The 18442-nt window shown below is 69.8% G+C and carries 15 protein-coding genes; 10 read left to right on the plus strand and 5 right to left on the minus strand.

Annotated features, from left to right (window positions below):
• The first annotated feature begins 408 nt into the window (after positions 1 to 408).
• The 3 genes from ACIP79_RS27965 (at position 409) to ACIP79_RS27975 (ending at position 3763) form a co-directional block, all read left to right on the plus strand.
• Positions 409 to 1119, plus strand: coding sequence for an RraA family protein (locus ACIP79_RS27965; RefSeq protein ID WP_401227528.1), 711 nt, complete (start codon positions 409 to 411; stop codon positions 1117 to 1119).
• A 316-nt stretch (positions 1120 to 1435) separates the two neighbouring features.
• The gene (locus ACIP79_RS27970) at positions 1436 to 2278 is read left to right on the plus strand and encodes an alpha/beta fold hydrolase (RefSeq protein WP_401227530.1); all 843 of its coding nucleotides are present in this window, start codon (positions 1436 to 1438) and stop codon (positions 2276 to 2278) included.
• Between the two features lie 246 nt (positions 2279 to 2524).
• Positions 2525 to 3763, plus strand: coding sequence for a PP2C family protein-serine/threonine phosphatase (locus ACIP79_RS27975; RefSeq protein ID WP_401227531.1), 1239 nt, complete (start codon positions 2525 to 2527; stop codon positions 3761 to 3763).
• A 177-nt stretch (positions 3764 to 3940) separates the two neighbouring features.
• On the opposite strand, the gene aceE is transcribed toward ACIP79_RS27975, so the two are convergent.
• Positions 3941 to 6628, minus strand: a complete 2688-nt coding sequence (aceE, locus tag ACIP79_RS27980; RefSeq protein WP_401227532.1) for a pyruvate dehydrogenase (acetyl-transferring), homodimeric type — start codon at positions 6626 to 6628, stop codon at positions 3941 to 3943.
• 103 nt (positions 6629 to 6731) lie between these two features.
• Positions 6732 to 7472 (minus strand): SDR family oxidoreductase, encoded by a 741-nt coding sequence (locus ACIP79_RS27985; protein ID WP_401227534.1) that lies wholly within the window; start codon positions 7470 to 7472, stop codon positions 6732 to 6734.
• A gap of 281 nt (positions 7473 to 7753) precedes the next feature.
• Between ACIP79_RS27985 and ACIP79_RS27990 the strand changes: the two genes are divergently transcribed.
• On the plus strand, positions 7754 to 8224 hold the full coding sequence (locus tag ACIP79_RS27990) for a cupin domain-containing protein (protein ID WP_401227535.1): 471 nt from the start codon (positions 7754 to 7756) through the stop codon (positions 8222 to 8224).
• Positions 8225 to 8324: 100 nt separating this feature from the next.
• Positions 8325 to 8756, plus strand: a complete 432-nt coding sequence (locus ACIP79_RS27995) for a peptidase inhibitor family I36 protein (RefSeq protein WP_401227537.1) — start codon at positions 8325 to 8327, stop codon at positions 8754 to 8756.
• 105 nt (positions 8757 to 8861) lie between these two features.
• Here the strand turns inward: ACIP79_RS27995 and ACIP79_RS28000 are convergent, their stop codons facing one another.
• From ACIP79_RS28000 to ACIP79_RS28010, 3 genes are all read right to left on the minus strand, one after another.
• Complete coding sequence (locus ACIP79_RS28000) at positions 8862 to 9356, minus strand: cupin domain-containing protein (RefSeq protein ID WP_401227539.1); 495 nt, start codon at positions 9354 to 9356, stop codon at positions 8862 to 8864.
• 121 nt (positions 9357 to 9477) lie between these two features.
• Positions 9478 to 11010 (minus strand): MFS transporter, encoded by a 1533-nt coding sequence (locus ACIP79_RS28005; RefSeq protein ID WP_401227541.1) that lies wholly within the window; start codon positions 11008 to 11010, stop codon positions 9478 to 9480.
• 14 nt (positions 11011 to 11024) lie between these two features.
• Entirely contained in the window at positions 11025 to 11966 is a 942-nt protein-coding gene (locus ACIP79_RS28010; protein WP_401227543.1) for an alpha/beta fold hydrolase, read from the minus strand.
• A 335-nt stretch (positions 11967 to 12301) separates the two neighbouring features.
• Between ACIP79_RS28010 and ACIP79_RS28015 the strand changes: the two genes are divergently transcribed.
• From ACIP79_RS28015 to ACIP79_RS28035, 5 genes are all read left to right on the plus strand, one after another.
• Complete coding sequence (locus ACIP79_RS28015; protein WP_401227545.1) at positions 12302 to 13063, plus strand: DUF427 domain-containing protein; 762 nt, start codon at positions 12302 to 12304, stop codon at positions 13061 to 13063.
• Positions 13064 to 13199: 136 nt separating this feature from the next.
• Positions 13200 to 14150, plus strand: a complete 951-nt coding sequence (locus ACIP79_RS28020; RefSeq protein ID WP_401227547.1) for an alpha/beta hydrolase — start codon at positions 13200 to 13202, stop codon at positions 14148 to 14150.
• A 157-nt stretch (positions 14151 to 14307) separates the two neighbouring features.
• Positions 14308 to 15027, plus strand: a complete 720-nt coding sequence (locus ACIP79_RS28025; RefSeq protein ID WP_401227549.1) for an alpha/beta fold hydrolase — start codon at positions 14308 to 14310, stop codon at positions 15025 to 15027.
• A 164-nt stretch (positions 15028 to 15191) separates the two neighbouring features.
• A complete protein-coding gene (locus tag ACIP79_RS28030) occupies positions 15192 to 15536 on the plus strand; it encodes a hypothetical protein (RefSeq protein WP_401227551.1) in 345 nt (114 codons plus the stop codon).
• Between the two features lie 130 nt (positions 15537 to 15666).
• Positions 15667 to 18435 (plus strand): AAA family ATPase, encoded by a 2769-nt coding sequence (locus tag ACIP79_RS28035; RefSeq protein ID WP_401227552.1) that lies wholly within the window; start codon positions 15667 to 15669, stop codon positions 18433 to 18435.
• The last annotated feature ends 7 nt before the right edge of the window (positions 18436 to 18442 follow it).

Below are 18442 nucleotides of genomic sequence, written 5' to 3' on the forward strand. Positions count from 1 at the left end.
GCATAGGGATCAGGCTGGGTGCGGGGGTTGGCGATGACGGAGTGCATGTCCAGCAAGACAGAACGTGCGTCACACATGTGACAACACCGGAGGTACCGGTCCGCCCGCCCGCGTCAGGGGGACGCATCGCGGGACCGGCAGCTTCGCTGCGGGGCGGGCGTCCGGGCTGCGGCATCTGGCGCCTGGGCCGGATCGCGCCGGGGACGTTCCCGGCGGTACGGCGCACGTCACATCTCGTTCGCCCACTCGGTCTCTACGCAGCAGCAGGGCCCGGAACCCGGCGGTGACCGGGGTGGCACATCGCCCGCCCGCGTCCCATGCCGTCGCACGCGTTCCGACCGCTGATGCCCTGTCACCAGGGTCCCGCGGACCGCGGTACAGCCCGCTTCCCGCCGTACAGGAGGAGTCATGACCCACGCAACGAACACCGACCGCAAGCCACCTGCCACCGTGTTGTCGGCACGGCCCGCGTACACCGACGGCTACGGCGAGGTACTGGCCGGTCTGGGGAGCGCCGCGCTGGCGGATGCCATGGGGCGCACCCACCGACACCGGGCGCACACGCTGCCGTTGGTCAGCCCCGACCCCACCCGCCCCCTCTTCGGACCGGCCGTGACGATGGCTTACACGCCGTGGCGCGACGATGTGCCGCAGGGGTCGGAGACCTTCGCCGACTTCTTCTACGAGGCGGTCGGCCCCGATCCGGCGGGCAAGGTACTCGTGCTCTCCAGCGGCGGGTACGCCCAGGCGTCCCACGCGGGCGGTACGAAACTCTCCAGGGTCGCCAACCACCGGATGGCCGGAGTGCTGGCCGATGGCCGACTGCGCGACTTCGACCAACTGCGGGGCCAGGACTTCGCCACGTGGTGCCAGGGAGAAACCGCTCGGTGGGGCGGGGACACGGTGATGCCGTACGCGGCGAACACCACCGTCGAGTTCGCGGGCGTCACCATCGTCCCGGGGGACTACATCTTCTGTGATGCCGCCGGTGCCCTGGTCATACCGGCCCGGAGTCTGTCCAGGGTGCTGGAGACCGCTTGGGCGGTCGACGCCGAAGACGCCCGGTTCGTTCAGCAGATCCGTGCCGAGGCCAACCCCTTGGCGGTACGGGCGATGTGACCGCACTCCGCCGCGGGATCGAGCGGCACAGCTCGGCCCGCCAGGGCCACAGGCCGCCTCCCCCTGTGACTCGTGTCATGGAATGTCACTCTTCACCACGCTTCTCGGTCTTACAGGGAGAAGGCGGTGAGTGAGACCGCCGCACCGGGCGCCCACGGCCCCCGGGTCCACAGACAGCCCGCGCATGCGACTCCGTTGGCCGTTCCCACTGACACACCCCTGTCGGCGACGACGACGCCACTCAGACCCGTGGGGCAGCGCCTCACCCACCGCCACGACGTAGCCCGACCGCTACACACCTCGAAAGGCACCCATCATGAACCCTTCGTCCCTCACACGCCGTGCCCGGACCCCGCTCACAGTCCTGGCCGGAGCCAGCATCGCCGCGGCCCTCATAGCCACGACCGTCGCCCCGGCGTCCGCGCACAAGGACACCGCCACTCAGCGGCCCAAGCCGACCGTCGTGCTGGTGCACGGCGCGTTCGCCGACTCCACCAGCTGGAACGGCGTCATCGAGGAGCTCCGGCACGACGGCTATCCCGTCGTCGCCGTCGCCAACCCCCTGCGGTCCCTCAGCGGGGACTCCGCCTACCTGAAGAGCGTCCTGGCGGGCATCGACGGCCCCGTGGTGCTCGCCGGCCACTCCTACGGCGGCTCCGTCATCAGCAGCGCCGCCACGGGCAACAAGAACGTCAAGGCGCTGGTGTACCTCGCCGCCTTCCTTCCGGAGAAGGGGGAGAGCGCGGTCGACCTGTCGGGCAAGTTCCCCGGCAGCACCCTCGGTGATGCCCTGCGCCCCGTGCCGTTCACCAACCCCGACGGCTCCCAGGGCACCGACCTCTACATCCAGGACGACAAGTTCCGGCATCAGTTCGCCGCCGACGTGCCCCGGAACCAGACCGACCTGATGGCTGTCACCCAGCGACCGGTGACCAACGCCGCCCTGGCCGAGGGTGCGGCCGAGCCCGCCTGGAAGACCATCCCGTCCTGGGTGCTGATCGCCACGCAGGACCTCAACATTCCGCCGAAGGCACAGCAGTTCATGGCCCAGCGGGCGGGCGCGCACACCACGAAGGTCCGCGCGTCCCACGCCGTGAGCGTCTCGCAACCCGGAAAGGTCACCGACGTCATCGAGGACGCCGCCCACTCGGTGCGTTGACGTCAGCAGGGTCCCGGAGCACACACGCTCTGGGACCCTCCCCGCGGGGCACAGAGCGTCAAGTGGGCGAGCACACTCTCCCCACAGTCGAAGCCGCGCTGCTCGTGGAGGACACCTGGCAGGACCGCGGGCTCGGAACCCGATTGCTGCGTCGCATGGGACCAGCCCCGCCCCTCGCCCGCGACGCGCCCTGTGGCGCACCGCCGGACGCGCCAGGGCCGATGATTCGAGGCCGAAAGCACTACGATGATCGATCTTTTCGAGCCGTCGGACGACGGCTCCCTTCATGAAGACAGCAGACGCGACGTCACACCGCGGAAGGAGTACGCCCTCCGCCACGACCTCACCGTACTGCTGCTGTCGGGAGACGAACGCGAGGCCTCCGAAGTCCGGCGGCTGCTGGCACCCCATCCGCTGACACAGCGCCTGAGCCGTCAGCACGGCCTCTCCGAGAGCCAACAGCTGCCATTCGTACCGAGCACACCCGTCTGCGTCATAGTCGGAAGGGCCCTCGGCGGACGATCCGCACTCGACATCGCCGCCCGGGTGCGCCACCGCGCCCCTCACGCGGCCGTCGTCCTCCTCTCGGGCGCGCCCGTCCGTGCGGCACGGGCCGGCGACTTCCCGGCACAGGTGGATCACCGTCGGACGACTCCCGACGAGTTCAGGCGCGAGATATGGCTGGCGCTGCGCCGCGCCCAACGGGACACGCGCCTGGCGACCGTGCGGGCGAACGTGGCGATCGCCCAGGACAACGCCTCCCTGGAAAGAGGACTGTTGCCTGACCTCGCGCTCGACGACGAAGGCTTCACCAGTGCCTCCTACTACGCCCCCAGTCGCTCCCACGCCCTGCTGGGCGGCGACTTCTGCGACATCGTCCAGAGCGAGGACCGCACCGTCCACGTCGTGATGGGGGACGTCTCGGGACACGGCGCGGCCGAGGCCGCCCTCGCCGTACATCTCCGGCTGGCCTGGCGCACCGCCGTGCTCTGCGGCCGGCCCGCCATGGAGAGACTGCGGTTGCTGGAACGCGTCCTGGTCGACCAGCGGCCGCACGAGGACACGTACGCGACGGTCGTCTCCGTGATCTTCCCGCCCCACGGGCGGTCCGTGCGGGTGATCAGCGCCGGTCACCCCGGCATGCTGCACCGGCACGCCGGGGGCGTCCGCCTGGTCGAGCACCGGCCGGGACTCGCGTTGGGGCTCTTCCCCGGACGGGGACAGTGGACGGAGAGCGAGCATGCCCTGGCCGATCAGGACAGCGTGGTGCTCTTCACCGACGGACTGTACGAGGGCCGGACTCCCTGCGGACGTCTGGGCGAAGAGGGACTGATGCGCCTCGCGGCTCGACACGCTCACCTGCCGGCCCAGCGTTTCGTCGACGCCCTGGTGCGAGGGGCCTCTGCGTCGGCCACGCCCGACGGCCGGCCGACGGATGACGTGACGGTCCTGCACCTGGGATGGACCCGGCATGGACCCGGGTGAGGCCGATGACGACGGCTGCCGACCGCGATCCCGCCGTCCGCGGTGCGGAGGCATGCGATGGTCCACTCCGCGGTAGATGTTGCGCCGCCCGCCGCCCGCCGCCCGCCGCCCGCCGCCCGCCGCCCGCCGCCCGACACCGGGCAGCGGGCGGCGGGCGGCGGGCGGGGGCCGGGCGGGTCAATGATCGAGCCCGTAGCGCCTGCGCGCCTGCGCGGTCGTCTCCGGGGTGACCTGACCGGATCGGGCCAGCCGGTCCAGGGCGGTCACGACGATCGACTCGGCGTCCACCCCGAAGTAACGGCGCACGGCCTCCCGGGTGTCGGACAGCCCGAAACCGTCGGTGCCCAGGGAGTAGTAGTCCTGCTCGACCCATTGGCTGATCTGGTCCGGTACCTGACGCATCCAGTCGCTGACCGCGAGCACCGGACCCGGCGCGTCCGCCAGCGCCTCGGTGACGTACGGCAGGCGGTGTTCGCCGCGCACGCGGGCGGCGTCGGCGTTCATCGCGTCCCGGCGCAGCTCCGTCCAGGACGTCACCGACCAGACGTCGGCGTGCACGTTCCACTCGGCGGCGAGAAGTTCCTGCGCCCGGAGCGCCCAGTGGATGGCCGTGCCGGAGGACAGCAGCTGGATGCGGGGTCCTGTCTCGGCGGAGTCGGCGGGCCGGAAACGGTAGATGCCCCGGACGATGCCCTTCTCGATGCCGGGGACCGACGGCATCGCCGGCTGGAGCTTCGGCTCGTTGTAGACCGTCAGGTAGTAGAAGACGTTCTCGGGTCGCTCGCCGTACATACGGCGCAGCCCGTCCCGCACGATGACCGCGATCTCGTAGGCGAAGGCCGGGTCGTAGCTGATCGCCGCCGGGTTGGTGGCGGCCAGCAGGTGCGAGTGTCCGTCTCCGTGCTGCAGTCCCTCACCGGTCATGCTGGTCCGCCCGGCGGTGCCGCCCACGACGAAGCCGCGGCCCATCTGGTCGGCGAGCGCCCAGAACTGGTCGCCGGTCCGCTGAAAACCGAACATGGAGTAGAAGATGTAGAACGGGATCATGGGTTCGCCGTGTGTGGCGTACGAGGTTGCCGCAGCGGCGAACTCCGCCACGGAACCGGCTTCCGTGATGCCCTCGATGATCAGCTGGCCTGTCCTGCTCTCCTTGTAGAAGAGCAGTTGGTCGGCGTCGACCGGATCGTAGGTCTGTCCGTGAGGCGAGTAGATGCCGGCCGTGGGGAACATCGACTCCATGCCGAAGGTGCGCGCCTCGTCGGGGATGATCGGGACCCAGCGTGCGCCGGTGTCCTTGTCCCGCATCAGCTCCTTGACCAGGCGGACCAACGCCATGGTGGTGGCCACCTCCTGACGGCCGAACCCCTTCTCAAGTGCCTCGAACGGCTTCGCGGCCGGCTGCGCCAACGGCCGGTCGACGACCCGTCGGGCGGGAACCGGGCCGCCCAGCGCGGCTCGTCGCTCGCGCAGGTACCGAACCTCGGGCGCGTCCTGCCCGGGATGCCAGTAGGGCACCTGGTCACCGGTGAGCGCGCTGTCGGGTATGGGCACCTCCAGCAGGTCGCGCATGTCACGGAACTGCCCCAGGGTGAGCTTCTTCATCTGGTGGTTGGCGTTGCGGGATTCGAACGCCGAGCCGAGGGTGTGCCCCTTGACCGTCTGCGCGAGGACCACCGTGGGTGCGCCCCTGTGCTCCACGGCGGCCCGGTAGGCGGCGTGGACCTTCAACGGTTCATGGCCCCCGCGGGAGTTCTCGAAGAGCTCGACCACCTGGGTGTCGCTCAGGGAGGCGGACACGGCGGAGAGCGCGTCGCCGGTGAAGAAGCTCTTGCGGATGTAGGCCGCGTCCCGTGCCGCCAGGGTCTGCAGCTGCGCGTCCGGTATCTCGCCCAGGCGCCGTACCAGGTCCCCGGTGGTGTCCTTGAGCAGCAGCGGGTCCCAGGCCTCGCCCCACAGCGTCTTGACCACATTCCAGCCGGCGCCCCGGAACCGGGCCTCCAGCTCCTGGACGATCTTGGAGTTGGAGCGCACCGGGCCGTCGAGCCGCTGGAGATTGCAGTTGACGACGAAGGTGAGGTTGTCGAGGTTCTCGCGGGACGCCAAGGTCAGCGCGGTCGTCGACTCCGGCTCGTCGATCTCGCCGTCGCCGAGGAACGCCCAGACCCGCGAGGCGGAGGTGTCCTTGATGCCGCGGGCTCGCAGGTACCGGTTGAACCGGGCCTGATAGATCGCGCCGAGGGGACCCAGGCCCATGGACACGGTGGGGAACTCCCACAGCCAGGGCAGGCGGCGGGGGTGAGGGTAGGACGGCAGGCCGTGACCCGTGGCCTCGCGCCGGAAGCCGTCCAGGTCCCGCGCGCTCAGCCGCCCTTCGAGGAACAACCGGGCGTAGATGCCCGGCGAGGCATGGCCCTGCACGAACAGCTGGTCGCCCGAGCCGTCCCCGTCCTTGCCGTGGAAGAAGTGGTGGAACCCGATCTCGTAGAGCCAGGCAGCCGAGGCGTACGTGGATATGTGGCCGCCCAGTCCCAGGGGCGCCGCACGGGTGACCATGGCCGCGGCGTTCCACCGGTTGAGCGCGGTGATTCTGGTCTCCATCGCCAGGTCGCCGTCGAACGCCGGCTGGGCCGGGGCGGGGACGGTGTTGATGTAGTCCGAGTTCAGCAGGCCGGGCAAGGACATTCCGGACCGGGCCGCGTGTGCGTGCACCCGTCGCATGAGGTACACCGCCCGGTCCGGCCCGGCGTTGCGCACGACCGCGTCGAGAGAGGCCAGCCACTCGGCGGTCTCCTCGCGGTCGCGGTCGGGCAGCTGGTCGAGCTCACTGATCTCGGGGGACTCAGCGGGCCGGGACGGGTCGTTCATGGCGGCCTTCCTGTCGCGGTCGGGGAAGAAGGGGCGGGCGCGGTGGCGAAGTCGTCGGCGGTCGGGGTACGGCCTGGGTCTCGCGGGTCGGCGAGGTGACCGGTCAGCGTTCCTTGAGCCACTGGGCGAAGGTGTGGTGGCCCAGGTGGGCGCCGGATCCGGGAAGCAGAGCCGTTTCGGAGAGCCGGGCGCCGAAGAACGGCGCACGCGCGTCGGCGATGACCTGTCCGGGCCGGTCGAGGGTGGCCATGAGATCGGAGACGAGGTCCGTGAGCCTGCGCTCCTCGGGCCCCGCGATCTCCAGGACTCCGAACTCGGGCACCCCGACGGCGACATGCGCGACCGTCGTGGTGACGTCGTCGACCGAGGCCGGCCGGAGCAGCAGGGGCGGCACGTGCACACCGTCGGGCCCGGTGCCGGCGGCGGCGACGGACTGGACGGTCTCGAAGAAGGGGGCGGCCCGCACGACCGAATACGGGATGGTGGAGCGGCGGACCAGTTGCTCCTGGACCGCCTTCGCCCGGAAGTAGCCCGAGTCGACCCGGTCGGCTCCCACCAGGGACAGCAGCACATAGTGCTCGACGCCGGCCGCGCCGGCCGCCCGCAGGAGGTTGCCGGTCGCGGCGGTGAAGAACTCCGTGCTCACCCGCTGATCGCGTGAGGGCGCGTCGGTGACGTCCACGATCACTTCGGCACCGCGCAGCGCCTGTTCGACGCCGTCCCCGGTGCTGAGGTCGACTCCCTCCGCACGAGAGACCGGCACGACCTCCACGCCGTGGTCCCGGAGCCGGGCGACGGTTCTCGACCCTGTGAGGCCGGTGGCACCTGCTACGACAACTCGCATGTGAATGTTCCTCCGTGAGGGGCGTCGGCCTGTCGGCCGTTCGTGACACCGCACGGCCGTCCGCACCGTGCTCACGCCACCTAGACAGGACGAACCGACTTGCTGTGACAACGTGCCTGTCGCCGACCACCGTGCGCTCGCAGTGTGACCAGTTGTCACAGATACGCCAACCACCCGGTCAGGAAGGCGTATCGGTCGCTCACGACCGGACCTTGCGAAGACGTGCCCGGCGGGGGAGTTGCCCCCACGGCACCGACAGGACTCACGGAAGGATCGACTCAGTGTCGGACAACACACAGGGTGCACACGCTCATGGACACGCCGGCCACGGCCACGGGGGCGGCACCGAGGACGGACCGAGTTGGACACGGGCCGCCACGATGCTCCAGGACGCCGCGCCGATCACCGTTCCCGAAGGTGCTTCGGCGATGACCATCCACGTCGCCTGGGAGCCCGGCGACCCCGGAACGCCGCCGCACCGGCACTCCGGCCCGGCCTTCGGCTACGTCATCGAGGGCGCCGTCCGTTTCGAACTGGAAGGTGAGCCGGAGCGCGTCGTCGAAGCCGGCGGAACGTTCTGGGAGCCGGGCGGCGACGCCATCCACTACCAGGACGGCAACGCCCTGAGCGATGCCAGGACCGAGTTCGTGGTCACCATGATGTGCGCTCCCGGCAAGCCCATGCTCGAACTGGTCGACGACGAGGAGCTGAAGCAGCGCGCCCACCTGCGTGCGCCGAGGCCCACTGTCTGACCGTGCCGGAGGCCCGGATGTCGGCCGCATCGACACTTTTCACAACGAACGCTCGACAGCCGGACGTGGAGCCGGCCGAGCCGAACACGGGAGAGCACCCATGGGTATTCCCAAGAACCCTCTGGCCAGCGTCACCGCGTGTCTCGCACTGACGGTCGGTGCCATAGGCGCCTTCACCGGCACCGCGTCCGCCTCCACCGGCGACGCGGGAACACTGGCCGACCGGATCACCGTCTGCCGGGACGCGTACGGACAGAACTGCGCACCCGGCGTCCCGACCACGGTGTCGGACGCTCTCAAGCAGGTCCGTCCCGAGATGCAGGACAGCATCTCGTCCATCCAGAACCCCACCTCCGTGACGATCTGCTTCTACGAACACAACAACTTCACCGGCCGCGCCGTGGCGATCCCGGGCTACACGAACGTCAACCACCTCGGGGGTGTCTACGTGGGCGGCTCAAGCATGAACGACGTGATCTCCTCCTGGCGGCCTCTCGGTGGAGGCGGCGGTACCCCGCCGGGCGTCTGCTGAGGAAGGTTCAAGGGGAATGACCATACGACAGGACCGCTGCCTCCTCGGAGGCAGCGGTCCTGTCGTATGTGGCGACGATGCGACGTCGCCGGACAGCCGGTGTGTCTACTCCACGAAGTAGGAGTCATGCCTGTCGAAGAACGCGGCCCGCTCCTCCTCCGAGGCGTGCGCGAGCTGGGACACCTGCTCGAAGTACTCCTCGCGGGGCGCACCGGGGGTGAACAGCAGGAGCATGTCGGCCGGGGCGTCGGAGTCGTTGCGGAAGGCGTGCAGGCCGCCCTGCGGCACATGCAGGAAGTCTCCCTTGCGTGCGTCGACCCACTGCACGCCGTCGAACACCCGGACCGTTCCGTCCAGGATGTAGAACGACTCCGAGATCCGCTTGTGGAAGTGGATCTTGGGACCGCCCGCCTTCGGCTCCATCTCCATCCGGTACAGCCCGAACTCTCCCCGGGTCGTCCCGGTGGTCGCCAGATAGTGGGTGGCGCTCTGCCCTGAGCCGCTGACGCCGAAGGCCGGCGGTGTGGCCGCGGGCCGGTAGACGGCGCTGGCCTCACCCTTCTCGCCCCAGTACTTCTGCTCGGGATAGGGATAGGACATGGCTGTGTTCCTTTCAATGCGGCTTGCGCTGGGCGGTGGAGGGGCCGAAGTGGCGGCCCCTCCACCTTCAGAAGACCGGTGGGCGCGCGTCGGTGTGACACCGGCCGAGACACCGGACGGGTCAGTCGGCGGTGCGGTGATGGGCGTAACGGGACAGCAACGGCGGCTCCATCAGCCAGCCGTGCGCCCGGCCGTACGAGCGGTGGGTGGCCACCGTGGTCCGCGGCAACAGTGTGAAAGCCACCAGGGCACCGGCGACCAGCAGCCCGGCACACAGTGGCATGGCCCGGCCGAACGACACGTCGAAGGCCGCGGCCGAACGGTAGGCGTCCGGACCCATACCGACCAGCAGGGGCAGTCCGGCGACGGCCACCAGCCCGGCGACCCGCGCGGCCGCGTTGTTGACACCGCTGGCCAGCCCGGCGTGCTCGGCGTCCACCGAGGAAAGCAGGGTCACGGTCAGCGGAGCGACCATGACGACCATGCCGCAGCCCATCACCACCAGGGCGGGCAGTACGTCGCGGAAGTAGGAGGCGGCGGGGCCGACGCGAAGCATCATCATCATGCCCGCGCCGCACACCAACGGGCCCAGCGTGAGCGGTGTGCGTGGCCCGAGCCGCTCGACCAGCGTGGCCGAGCGGGAGGAGAACAGCAGCATCAGCACCGTGTTCGGCAACATGGCCGCCCCTGCCGCGAGTGCCGAGTACCCGACGACGATCTGCAGTTCCAGCGCGGTGAGGAAGAAGAATCCCCCGGTTCCGGCGTAGACGCACAGGGTGATCACGTTGACGGCGCTGAACTGCCGGGACGAGAAGATCGACAACGGCACCATCGGATCGACGCCGCGCCGCTCGACGACCAGGAACGCCCAGCACGCCAGGACACTGCCGACGGCCGCGCCGAGGACCACCGGCACGCCGGCACGGGCCTCGGTCAGCGCGTACGTGGCCAGGGCGAGCGACAGAGCGCCCAGAGCGGCCCCGGTGACGTCGAATCCCGGCAGCCGGCGTCTCTCCTCGCCGAGTCGAGCGGTCTCAGGTCGGGATGCGCCCACCGACTCCGGCACGTGGCGCAGAGCCAGAGGTACGCACAGCAGAGCGGGCGCGATCGTCAGGAAGAAGGTCCAGCGCCAGCCCGGGCCGTCGACCAGCCAGCCGCCCACGAAGGGCCCGAGCCCCGCGCCGATGCCTCCGAAACCCGACCACAGGCCGATCGCGCGGGGCCGGTCGTCCGGATGGAACGAGGCTTCGATGATCGCCAGTGATCCCGGGGTGAGCAGTGCACCCCCGACTCCTTGCAGCGCTCGGGCAGCGATCAGCGTGTGGGGGTCGGGCGCGATCCCGCACAGCAGTGAGGCCGCCGCGAACCACAGGACGCCCAGAACGAAGACACGGCGTCTGCCGAATCGGTCGCCCAGCGCTCCGCCCAGGAGGATCAGCCCCGCCAGGGTGAGCATGTAGGCGTTCACGGTCCACTGGAGCACCGCGAGGTCGGCGTCGAAGTCGTCGCCGATCCGGGGCAGGGCCACGTTGGTGACGGTCGAGCCGAGCAGTACCACGCTGGAACCCATGACGGTGACCAGCAGGGTCCACCTGCCGCGGGCGTCGGCAAGGCGCAGGGCCGGTGAGGTGTCGTACGAGGGGGTGGGGTGCATGTGGGGTCCTGGTGTCAGCCGGTGTCGAGCGGCGCGTGTTCCCGCCGGAGTGCTCGCACGTCGCGTACGGCCTCGGCGAAGGCGTGCGGGCGTTCCTGCGGAAGGTTGTGGCCGGCACCGGCGACGTGCCGGTGCAGTCGGGGGCCGGTGAAGTGGTGGGCGCTCGACGCAGCGTCCGTCGCTGGGAAGTTCCCGTCGGCCGTGCCGTCCAGGGTGATCGCCGGGACCGCTATGCCGGGCAGCTCGGCCAGGCGGGCTTCCAGCTCCGCGTAGGGCTCGGCGCCCGGCGCGAAGCCCAGCCGGTGGCGGTAGGAGTGGATGACGACATCGGTGTAGTCGGGGTTGGTGAAGGCCCCCGCGGTGCGGGCCAGGTCGTCCCGGGTGAAGGGCCACTCGGGGGAGTTCCGTCTCCAGATGACCCGGGCGATGCCTTGGGGGTCGGCGGCGAGACCGGCCCGCCCCCGTTCGGTGAGGAAGTAGTAGAAGTACCAGAAGCCCGCTTCCAGTTCGGCTGCCACGGGCTTCGCCGCCGCGCCGATGTCCTGGATGAGATAGCTGTTGACCGAGACCAGCCCGAGGATTCGTTCGGACCACAGGGCCGCGGCGACGTTGGCGGCGCGGCCGCCCCAGTCGTATCCGGCGACGTAGGCCCGCTCGACACCGAGTGCGTCCAGGAGCGCGATGACGTCCGCCCCGAGAGCGGCCTGCTGCCCCGAGCGCGGGTGCGACGCGGACAGGAAGGTGGTGGGTCCGTGTCCGCGCAGGTAGGGAACGACGACACGGAACCCCTGCTCGGCCAGGAGCGGGGCCACGGCGTCGTACGCGTGGATGTCGTAGGGGAAGCCGTGCAGGAGCAGCACGGTGTCACCGTCGGCGGGGCCGGTCTCGTGGTAGCCGATGTCCAGCACATCGGTTCTCACCTGCCGCAGCTCGGCGGGATCGGAACGGTTCGTCATGTCGGTTCCTTCGGGTTCCGGGCCGGTCCCGCCCCCGGGGTGGACCACGGCGGCGAGGTGGCTGTGCCCGACATGACCGGTCCGTGCCGCGGTCTGTGACAGGCCGGACATGCCGACCCGGGTGGTGCACATGTGGGTCCATGATGGAAGCTGCTCACACGGTGAACGGGGCAACGCCCACTCAGGGAGATCCGGGCGACTGTGACACCGAATCCACACTGTTCTCAGCGGATACCATCGAAAGTGTGGACACGCAGGTCGGTCCTAGAAGCCGCGATTTCGTCGCGACGAACCTGGCAAGCAAACAAATCAGCGAACGAACCAAGGTGACCACCATGGCAGTCGAGAGCGTTCTGCATCCCAGCCTGATCGTGCCGGTCGGACACGTCGAGCCCGTACCGCGCCGCGTCCGGGGCCTGATCGGCGGCCGTGTCGCGTTCGACACCCGCCGCGCCCTGTACGTCTGGGAATGGCAGGCCTACCCGCAGTTCAGCATCCCCGTCGCGGACCTGGTCGACGGTGTGCTGCACGACGACAAGCACACGGAGCAGCTCGGCGCGGGACCCGCACACCGTCACACTCTTCAGGTCGGCGACGAGGTGCGTGCGGGGACGGCATGGGTGTGGGGTGAAGGCGCTCCGGGACCGCTGCACGACACCGTGCGCTTCGAATGGGACGCGCTGGACGCCTGGTTCGAGGAGGACGAGCCGGTCTTCGTCCATCCCAGAAGCCCGTACTCCCGTGTGGACGCCCTGCGTTCCTCCAGCGGCGTGCGGGTGGAGGTGGACGGCGAGGTGCTCGCGGAGGCTCCCGACTGCGTGAAGCTGTTCGAGACCGGTCTGCCCACCCGCTACTACCTCGACCGCACCCACATCGACTGGACCCGGCTGCGGCACTCGGACACCGTGAGCCGATGTCCCTACAAAGGCACGACAAGCAGCTACTGGTCGTTCGACGGAGCCACCGGACCGCATTCCGACATCGCCTGGACGTACGACTTCCCCACGATTCACGCCAACCGGATCGCGGGAATGACCGCGTTCTACAACGAACACGTGGATCTTTATGTCGACGGCGAATTGCTGCCGAGTCACTGAGACGCGGTGTGAACTCGAACAACTGACTCGGAAGGACGGCGCGGACGTCTTTTCAGGACGTCGTGTCACATACCGGCTCCCGGCCCGGTCTCATGAGGTGAACACCCCAGTTCCGCCTCTGCCGAAGGAGCACGCCGTGAGCGACATTGTTCTGGAACCCGCCGCCCAGGATTTCGCCGACGCGACCGCCAAGCCGCCGTTGCTGTACGAACTCGGAGTCGAGGGAGCGCGAAAGCTCCTCGACGACGTGCAGGCGCAGCCCGTCGAGAAGCCGGACGTGGACGAGAAGTGGATCACCCTTCCGGTCGGCGTCGGTGACGTGCGGGTGCGCATCGTGAAGCCGGCCGGTGCCACCGGAGTCCTGCCGGTGATCCTCTACATCCACGGCGGCGGCTGGATCCTCGGCAACGCGGGTACGCACGACCGTCTGGTCCGCGAGTTGTCCGTCGGTGCCAGGGCTGCCGTGGTCTTCGTGGAGTACGACCGCTCCCCTGAGGCCAAGTACCCCGTCGCCATCGAGCAGGCCTACGCCACCGCCCAGTGGATCACCACCGCGGGTGCCGTGGAGGGCCTGGACGGCTCTCGCCTCGTCGTCGCCGGGGACTCGGTCGGCGGCAACATGACCGCGGCCCTGACCCACATGGCCAAGCAGCGTGGTGACGTGAACTTCCTGCACCAGTCGCTGTACTACCCCGTGACCGACGCCGCCCAGGACACCGAGAGCTACCGGACCTTCGCGCACGGTCCCCACCTGACGGCGAAGGCGATGGAGTGGTTCTGGGACGCGTACACGAGCGACCCCGCCGAGCGCGCGCAGATCACCGCGTCCCCGCTGCAGGCCACGCTCGAAGACCTCCAGGGTCTGCCGCCGGCGCTGCTCATCGTCGACGAGAACGACGTGCTGCGCGACGAGGGTGAGGCCTATGCCCGCAAGCTGATCCAGGCGGGTGTGGCCACCACCAGCATCCGCTACAACGCGAGCCTGCACGACTTCATGATGCTGAACCCCGTCCGCGGAACGCAGGCATCGAGCGCGGCCGTCGAACAGGCCGTCCATGTCCTGCGCAAGGCGCTGGGCACCGACTGACGGGCTCCGCCTCCGTCTCCGCCTCCCCCTCCGCGGAGCACGCGCAGAGACCGGGCAGATTCTCGGACTTTGCGGCGACGGGTTCCCAGTGCGAGGAAGTCATCTTTCCAAAGCTCGAATGCGAGCTGATTCTCCGGCATGTCGAAAGGCCGATTCCATGAGTGAAAAGAAGCCCACTGTCGTCCTCGTCCACGGCGCGTTCGCGGATTCCTCCAGCTGGAACGGAGTCGTGGAAAAACTTCAGGCGCACGAATACCCGGTGGTGGCCGCGAGCAATCCGCTGCGGACACTCAGCGGGGACGCCGAGTACGTCCGACAGCTCGTCACCTCCATCGAGGGTCCGGTGGTACTCGTCGGGCACTCCTACGGCGGCTCCGTCATCAGCAACGCCGCAAAGGGACTCGGCAACGTCAAGGCGCTCGTGTTCGTCGCGGCCTTCCTGCCGGACGAGGGCGAGAGCGCCGTCACGCTGTCGGGCAAGTTCCCGGGCAGCACCCTCGGCGAGGCCCTTCGGCCGGTGCCCGTCACGCTCCCCGACGGCGGACGGGTCGCCGACCTGTACATCGACAAGGTGAAGTTCCACCAGCAGTTCGCCGCCGATGTCGCCGAGGAGACCACGGCCGTCATGGCGGCCACCCAGCGTCCCGTGACCGATGCCGCGCTGGGCGAGGGTGCCTCAGCACCGGCCTGGAGGGACATTCCCTCGTGGGTCCTGGTGGCACTGGAGGACAAGAACATCCCGGCGCAGGCGCAGACCTTCATGGCCGAGCGGGCGAACGCCACCGCGGTGAGCGTCTCCGCCTCGCACGCCGTCAGTGTCTCGCGCCCCGGTGATGTCGCTCGTCTGATCAACGAGGCGGCGCAGGCCGCCCGCTGAGATGCCGCGGCCGGGGACAACCGTGTACCGGTCGGCCGATCACGCGGGAGATCGGCCGGCCGGTCCCGGTGCCCGACGCCGCGCCACCCCTGGACCGGTGTCCGGGCCTGCGGACGGTGAGCGCGTCAGGGGGACCCTGCCGAAACGTCAACTTCGGAGACACGATGGATACGGACAAGCAGTCGACGGCCCGCGGCCTGATCGACATAGAGGCGTACCTGTACCGGGAGGCCCACCTCAGCGCGGCACGTCGGCGCCTGGCCGAATTCACGGCGCGGGCCACGGAGTTCAGCCCTGGCCAGAAGCGTGCCCTGGAGCGGTGGTACCTCGATGAGCAGCGGTACGTGGCGCGTATGGTCACCGATCATATTGCCGACAGCATCAGCGCGGTGGAGAAGGTGCACCGCGTCCGGTTCGGGCGGTGGCTGCGCGGAACACTGGTGGCGATGACACTGATAAGCGTGGTTCTGTTCGTGTGCGCGGCCCTGGTGGTGGGCGCGGTGGCCTGACCATCGGCCCGGCCGGTGAGAAGGCCGCCTGGTGGGCCCGACCTGGCGTGGGTGTCGCTGAAGCGTGCGACGGTGGTTTTCGGACACCGGGGGTGGGCGCGCCCAGTATCGTGGCAGCCGGGAGGCTGTCATGGTGCGGGACGGAGCGAGGACCGAACTCATCGGGCGGCGGTACGAGCGCCAGGTGCTGGACGGCCTCCTGGCCGCCGTAAGAACCGGGCGGAGCGAGGTCCTGGTCCTGCGGGGCGAGGCGGGCATCGGCAAGAGCGAACTCCTGAGATACCTGTTGGAACGGGCCGACGGATGCCGGGTGGTCCGGGCCGCCGGTGTGCAGTCGGAGATCGAACTCTCCTATGCCGGCCTGCACCAGCTGTGCGCGCCGTTGCTGGAGCACGTGGACGCTCTGCCGGAGCCACAGCGCAACGCACTGCGCACGGCGTTCGGGCTCCAGCTCGGCGACGTCCCCGACCGGTTCCTGGTCGGCCTGTCCGCTCTGAGTCTGCTCGCCGGTCATGTGGGCGACCAACCACTGTTGTGCATCGTCGACGACGCACAGTGGCTGGACAGTGTCTCTGCTCAGACACTGCAGTTCGTGGCGCGTCGACTGGCCGCGGAGTCGATCCTGCTCGTTCTGGCCGTGCGGGAGCCCAGTGCCCGCGAGGTCCTCCCGGGTCTGCCCGAGCTGGTGCTGAGAGGTCTGACGGAACGCGAGTCCCGCCGGCTGCTCGGCTCTGTGGTCACCGGTCCGATCGACCAGGGAGTCCGGGACCGCATCGTCGCCGAGACGCGGGGCAATCCGCTGGCCCTTCTGGAACTCCCGCGCGGACTGACCGATGCCGAACTGGCCGGAGGGTTCGCGGAGCCCGACGTCCGGCCGCTGTCCAGCCAGATCGAGAGCGGCTTCGTCCGTCGTATCGCCTCACTTCCCGAGGAGACCCGGCAGTTGCTCGTCCTCGCCGCTGTCGAGCCCGTGGGCGATGTGACCTTGATCCGGCGGGCGGGCGAACGACTGGACATCTCGGTGGACGACGCCGTCATGAACGCCGAAGCCGCTGGACTGATCACGTTCGGCACCTGGGCGCGCTTTCGGCATCCACTGGTCCGTTCCGCCGCGTATCGCGCGGTCGATGCGGCGGACCGACGGCGCGTGCACCAGGCCCTCGCGGACGTGATCGACGCGGAGGTGGATCCGGACCGCCGCGCATGGCATCTGGCAGGTGCGGTGGCGGGCCCGGATGAGGACGTGGCCGCCGAACTGGAGCGTTCGGCGGCTCGGGCACGGGCGCGTGGTGGCATCGCGGCCGCGGCGGCGTTCCTGGAGCGCTCCACGGAACTGACGTCCGACCCCGTGCGCCGCGGCGGCAGAGCTCTCGCCGCGGCGCGGGCCAAGTTCCAGGCAGGAGCCTTCGAGACAGCACGCGAACTGGTCGAGACGGCCGAGCTGAGCTGCCTCGACGAAGTCAGCGCCGCGCAGGCCACCCTGCTGCGCGGGCAGATCATGTCCGCGTCGAGGAGCGCAGGCGCCGGCCTGCCGCTGCTGCTGGAGGCGGCCAAGCGCCTGCAGCCCTTCGATCCCGGTCTTGCCCGCCAGACCCACCGTGACGCGATCTACGCGGCGCTCACCGCGGGCCGACTGGCCAACGGCGGGGTCCGTGACGTGGCGGAAGCCGTACTGAGCGCACCGAGTCACGCGGTCGCCACCACGCGGGAGGACGGTCTTCTGCTGGGCCTGTCACGGGTGATCACCGAGGGCTACGCGCAGGGGGCGCCGGCGCTCCGCCAGGCCGTGACCGCCTTCCGTACCGAGGAGCTCTCCCGGGAAGCCGGTCTGGGCTGGCTGCCACTGGTGTGCCGCATGGCGCACAACGTCTGGGACTTCGAGGCGTGGACCGTGCTGTCCGAGCGCCTGGTCGGTCTCGCACGGGAGGCGGGTGCACTCGCCGTCCTGTCCTCGGCCCTGCTTCTGCGCCTGTCCAACCGGGTGTTCGCCGGTGACCTTCAGGCCGCCGACTCTCTGGTGGCCGAGGCGCAGGCCATCGGAGAGGCGACCGGCAGCAGCTTCTTCGCCCACTACGGGGCACTGGTCGTGGAGCCGTTCAGGGGACGGGAGTCCGCGACCCGGGCAGCCATCGAGGCTGTCACCAAGGACCGGCTTCTTCGGGGCGAGGGGAAGGTTCTGACGGCCACGCAGTGGGCCGCGGCGGTTCTCTACAACGGACTGGGCCGCTACGAAGAGGCGTACGGGGCGGCCGTCCGCGGCTGTGAGAATCCCCAGGAACTCGGGCTCTCCCTGCAGTCGAGGGTGGAACTCGTCGAGGCGGCCGTCAGGCTCGGACGCCGGGCGGACGTGGTCCACGAGGCGCGGACGATCGCCGAGATGGCCCAGTCGAGCGGAACCCCCTGGGCCCTCGGTGTCGCCGCCAGTGTCCGTGCCCTGATGAGCGACGACCGACTCGCCGACGGCCGGCACCGAACGGCCATCGAACTGCTGGACACCACGCAGGTCCGTATGGACAGCGCCCGTGCCCGGCTCCGCTACGGCGAATGGCTGCGTGTCCGGGATCAGCCGGCGGACGCCCGTACCCAACTGAGCCAGGCACACGAGATGTTCACCGCTGCCGGAGCCGAGGCCTTCGCGGAACGGGCGCGCCGTGAACTCGAGGCGGCGGGCGCGAAGGTCGCCAGTCAGAGCGCGTCGGTGCCCAAGGTCCTGACCGCTCAGGAGGCGGAGATCGCGCGGCTCGCCCACGCTGGGCTCACCAACCCCGAGATCGGCGCTCGTCTGCTTCTGAGCCCGCACACGGTGGAGTGGCATCTGCGAAAGGTGTTCGCGAAGTTGGGCATCTCCTCCCGCAAGGAGATCAGCCTCGAACGGCTCGGTGAGGGAGCTCTCCCGTAGCCGCCCA

This window comes from Streptomyces sp. NPDC088747, from assembly GCF_044751025.1.
Lineage (GTDB): Bacteria > Actinomycetota > Actinomycetes > Streptomycetales > Streptomycetaceae > Streptomyces.

Coding starts and splice junctions, on each gene's coding strand:
- ACIP79_RS28000 (WP_401227539.1), bottom strand. CDS start 9,356: ATGTCCTATCCCTATCCCGAGCAGAAGTACTGGGGCGAGAAGGGTGAG.
- aceE (WP_401227532.1), bottom strand. CDS start 6,628: ATGAACGACCCGTCCCGGCCCGCTGAGTCCCCCGAGATCAGTGAGCTC.
- ACIP79_RS28025 (WP_401227549.1), top strand. CDS start 14,308: ATGAGTGAAAAGAAGCCCACTGTCGTCCTCGTCCACGGCGCGTTCGCG.
- ACIP79_RS28015 (WP_401227545.1), top strand. CDS start 12,302: ATGGCAGTCGAGAGCGTTCTGCATCCCAGCCTGATCGTGCCGGTCGGA.
- ACIP79_RS28030 (WP_401227551.1), top strand. CDS start 15,192: ATGGATACGGACAAGCAGTCGACGGCCCGCGGCCTGATCGACATAGAG.
- ACIP79_RS28005 (WP_401227541.1), bottom strand. CDS start 11,010: ATGCACCCCACCCCCTCGTACGACACCTCACCGGCCCTGCGCCTTGCC.
- ACIP79_RS28035 (WP_401227552.1), top strand. CDS start 15,667: ATGGTGCGGGACGGAGCGAGGACCGAACTCATCGGGCGGCGGTACGAG.
- ACIP79_RS27995 (WP_401227537.1), top strand. CDS start 8,325: ATGGGTATTCCCAAGAACCCTCTGGCCAGCGTCACCGCGTGTCTCGCA.
- ACIP79_RS27975 (WP_401227531.1), top strand. CDS start 2,525: ATGATCGATCTTTTCGAGCCGTCGGACGACGGCTCCCTTCATGAAGAC.
- ACIP79_RS27965 (WP_401227528.1), top strand. CDS start 409: ATGACCCACGCAACGAACACCGACCGCAAGCCACCTGCCACCGTGTTG.
- ACIP79_RS27970 (WP_401227530.1), top strand. CDS start 1,436: ATGAACCCTTCGTCCCTCACACGCCGTGCCCGGACCCCGCTCACAGTC.
- ACIP79_RS28010 (WP_401227543.1), bottom strand. CDS start 11,966: ATGACGAACCGTTCCGATCCCGCCGAGCTGCGGCAGGTGAGAACCGAT.
- ACIP79_RS27985 (WP_401227534.1), bottom strand. CDS start 7,472: ATGCGAGTTGTCGTAGCAGGTGCCACCGGCCTCACAGGGTCGAGAACC.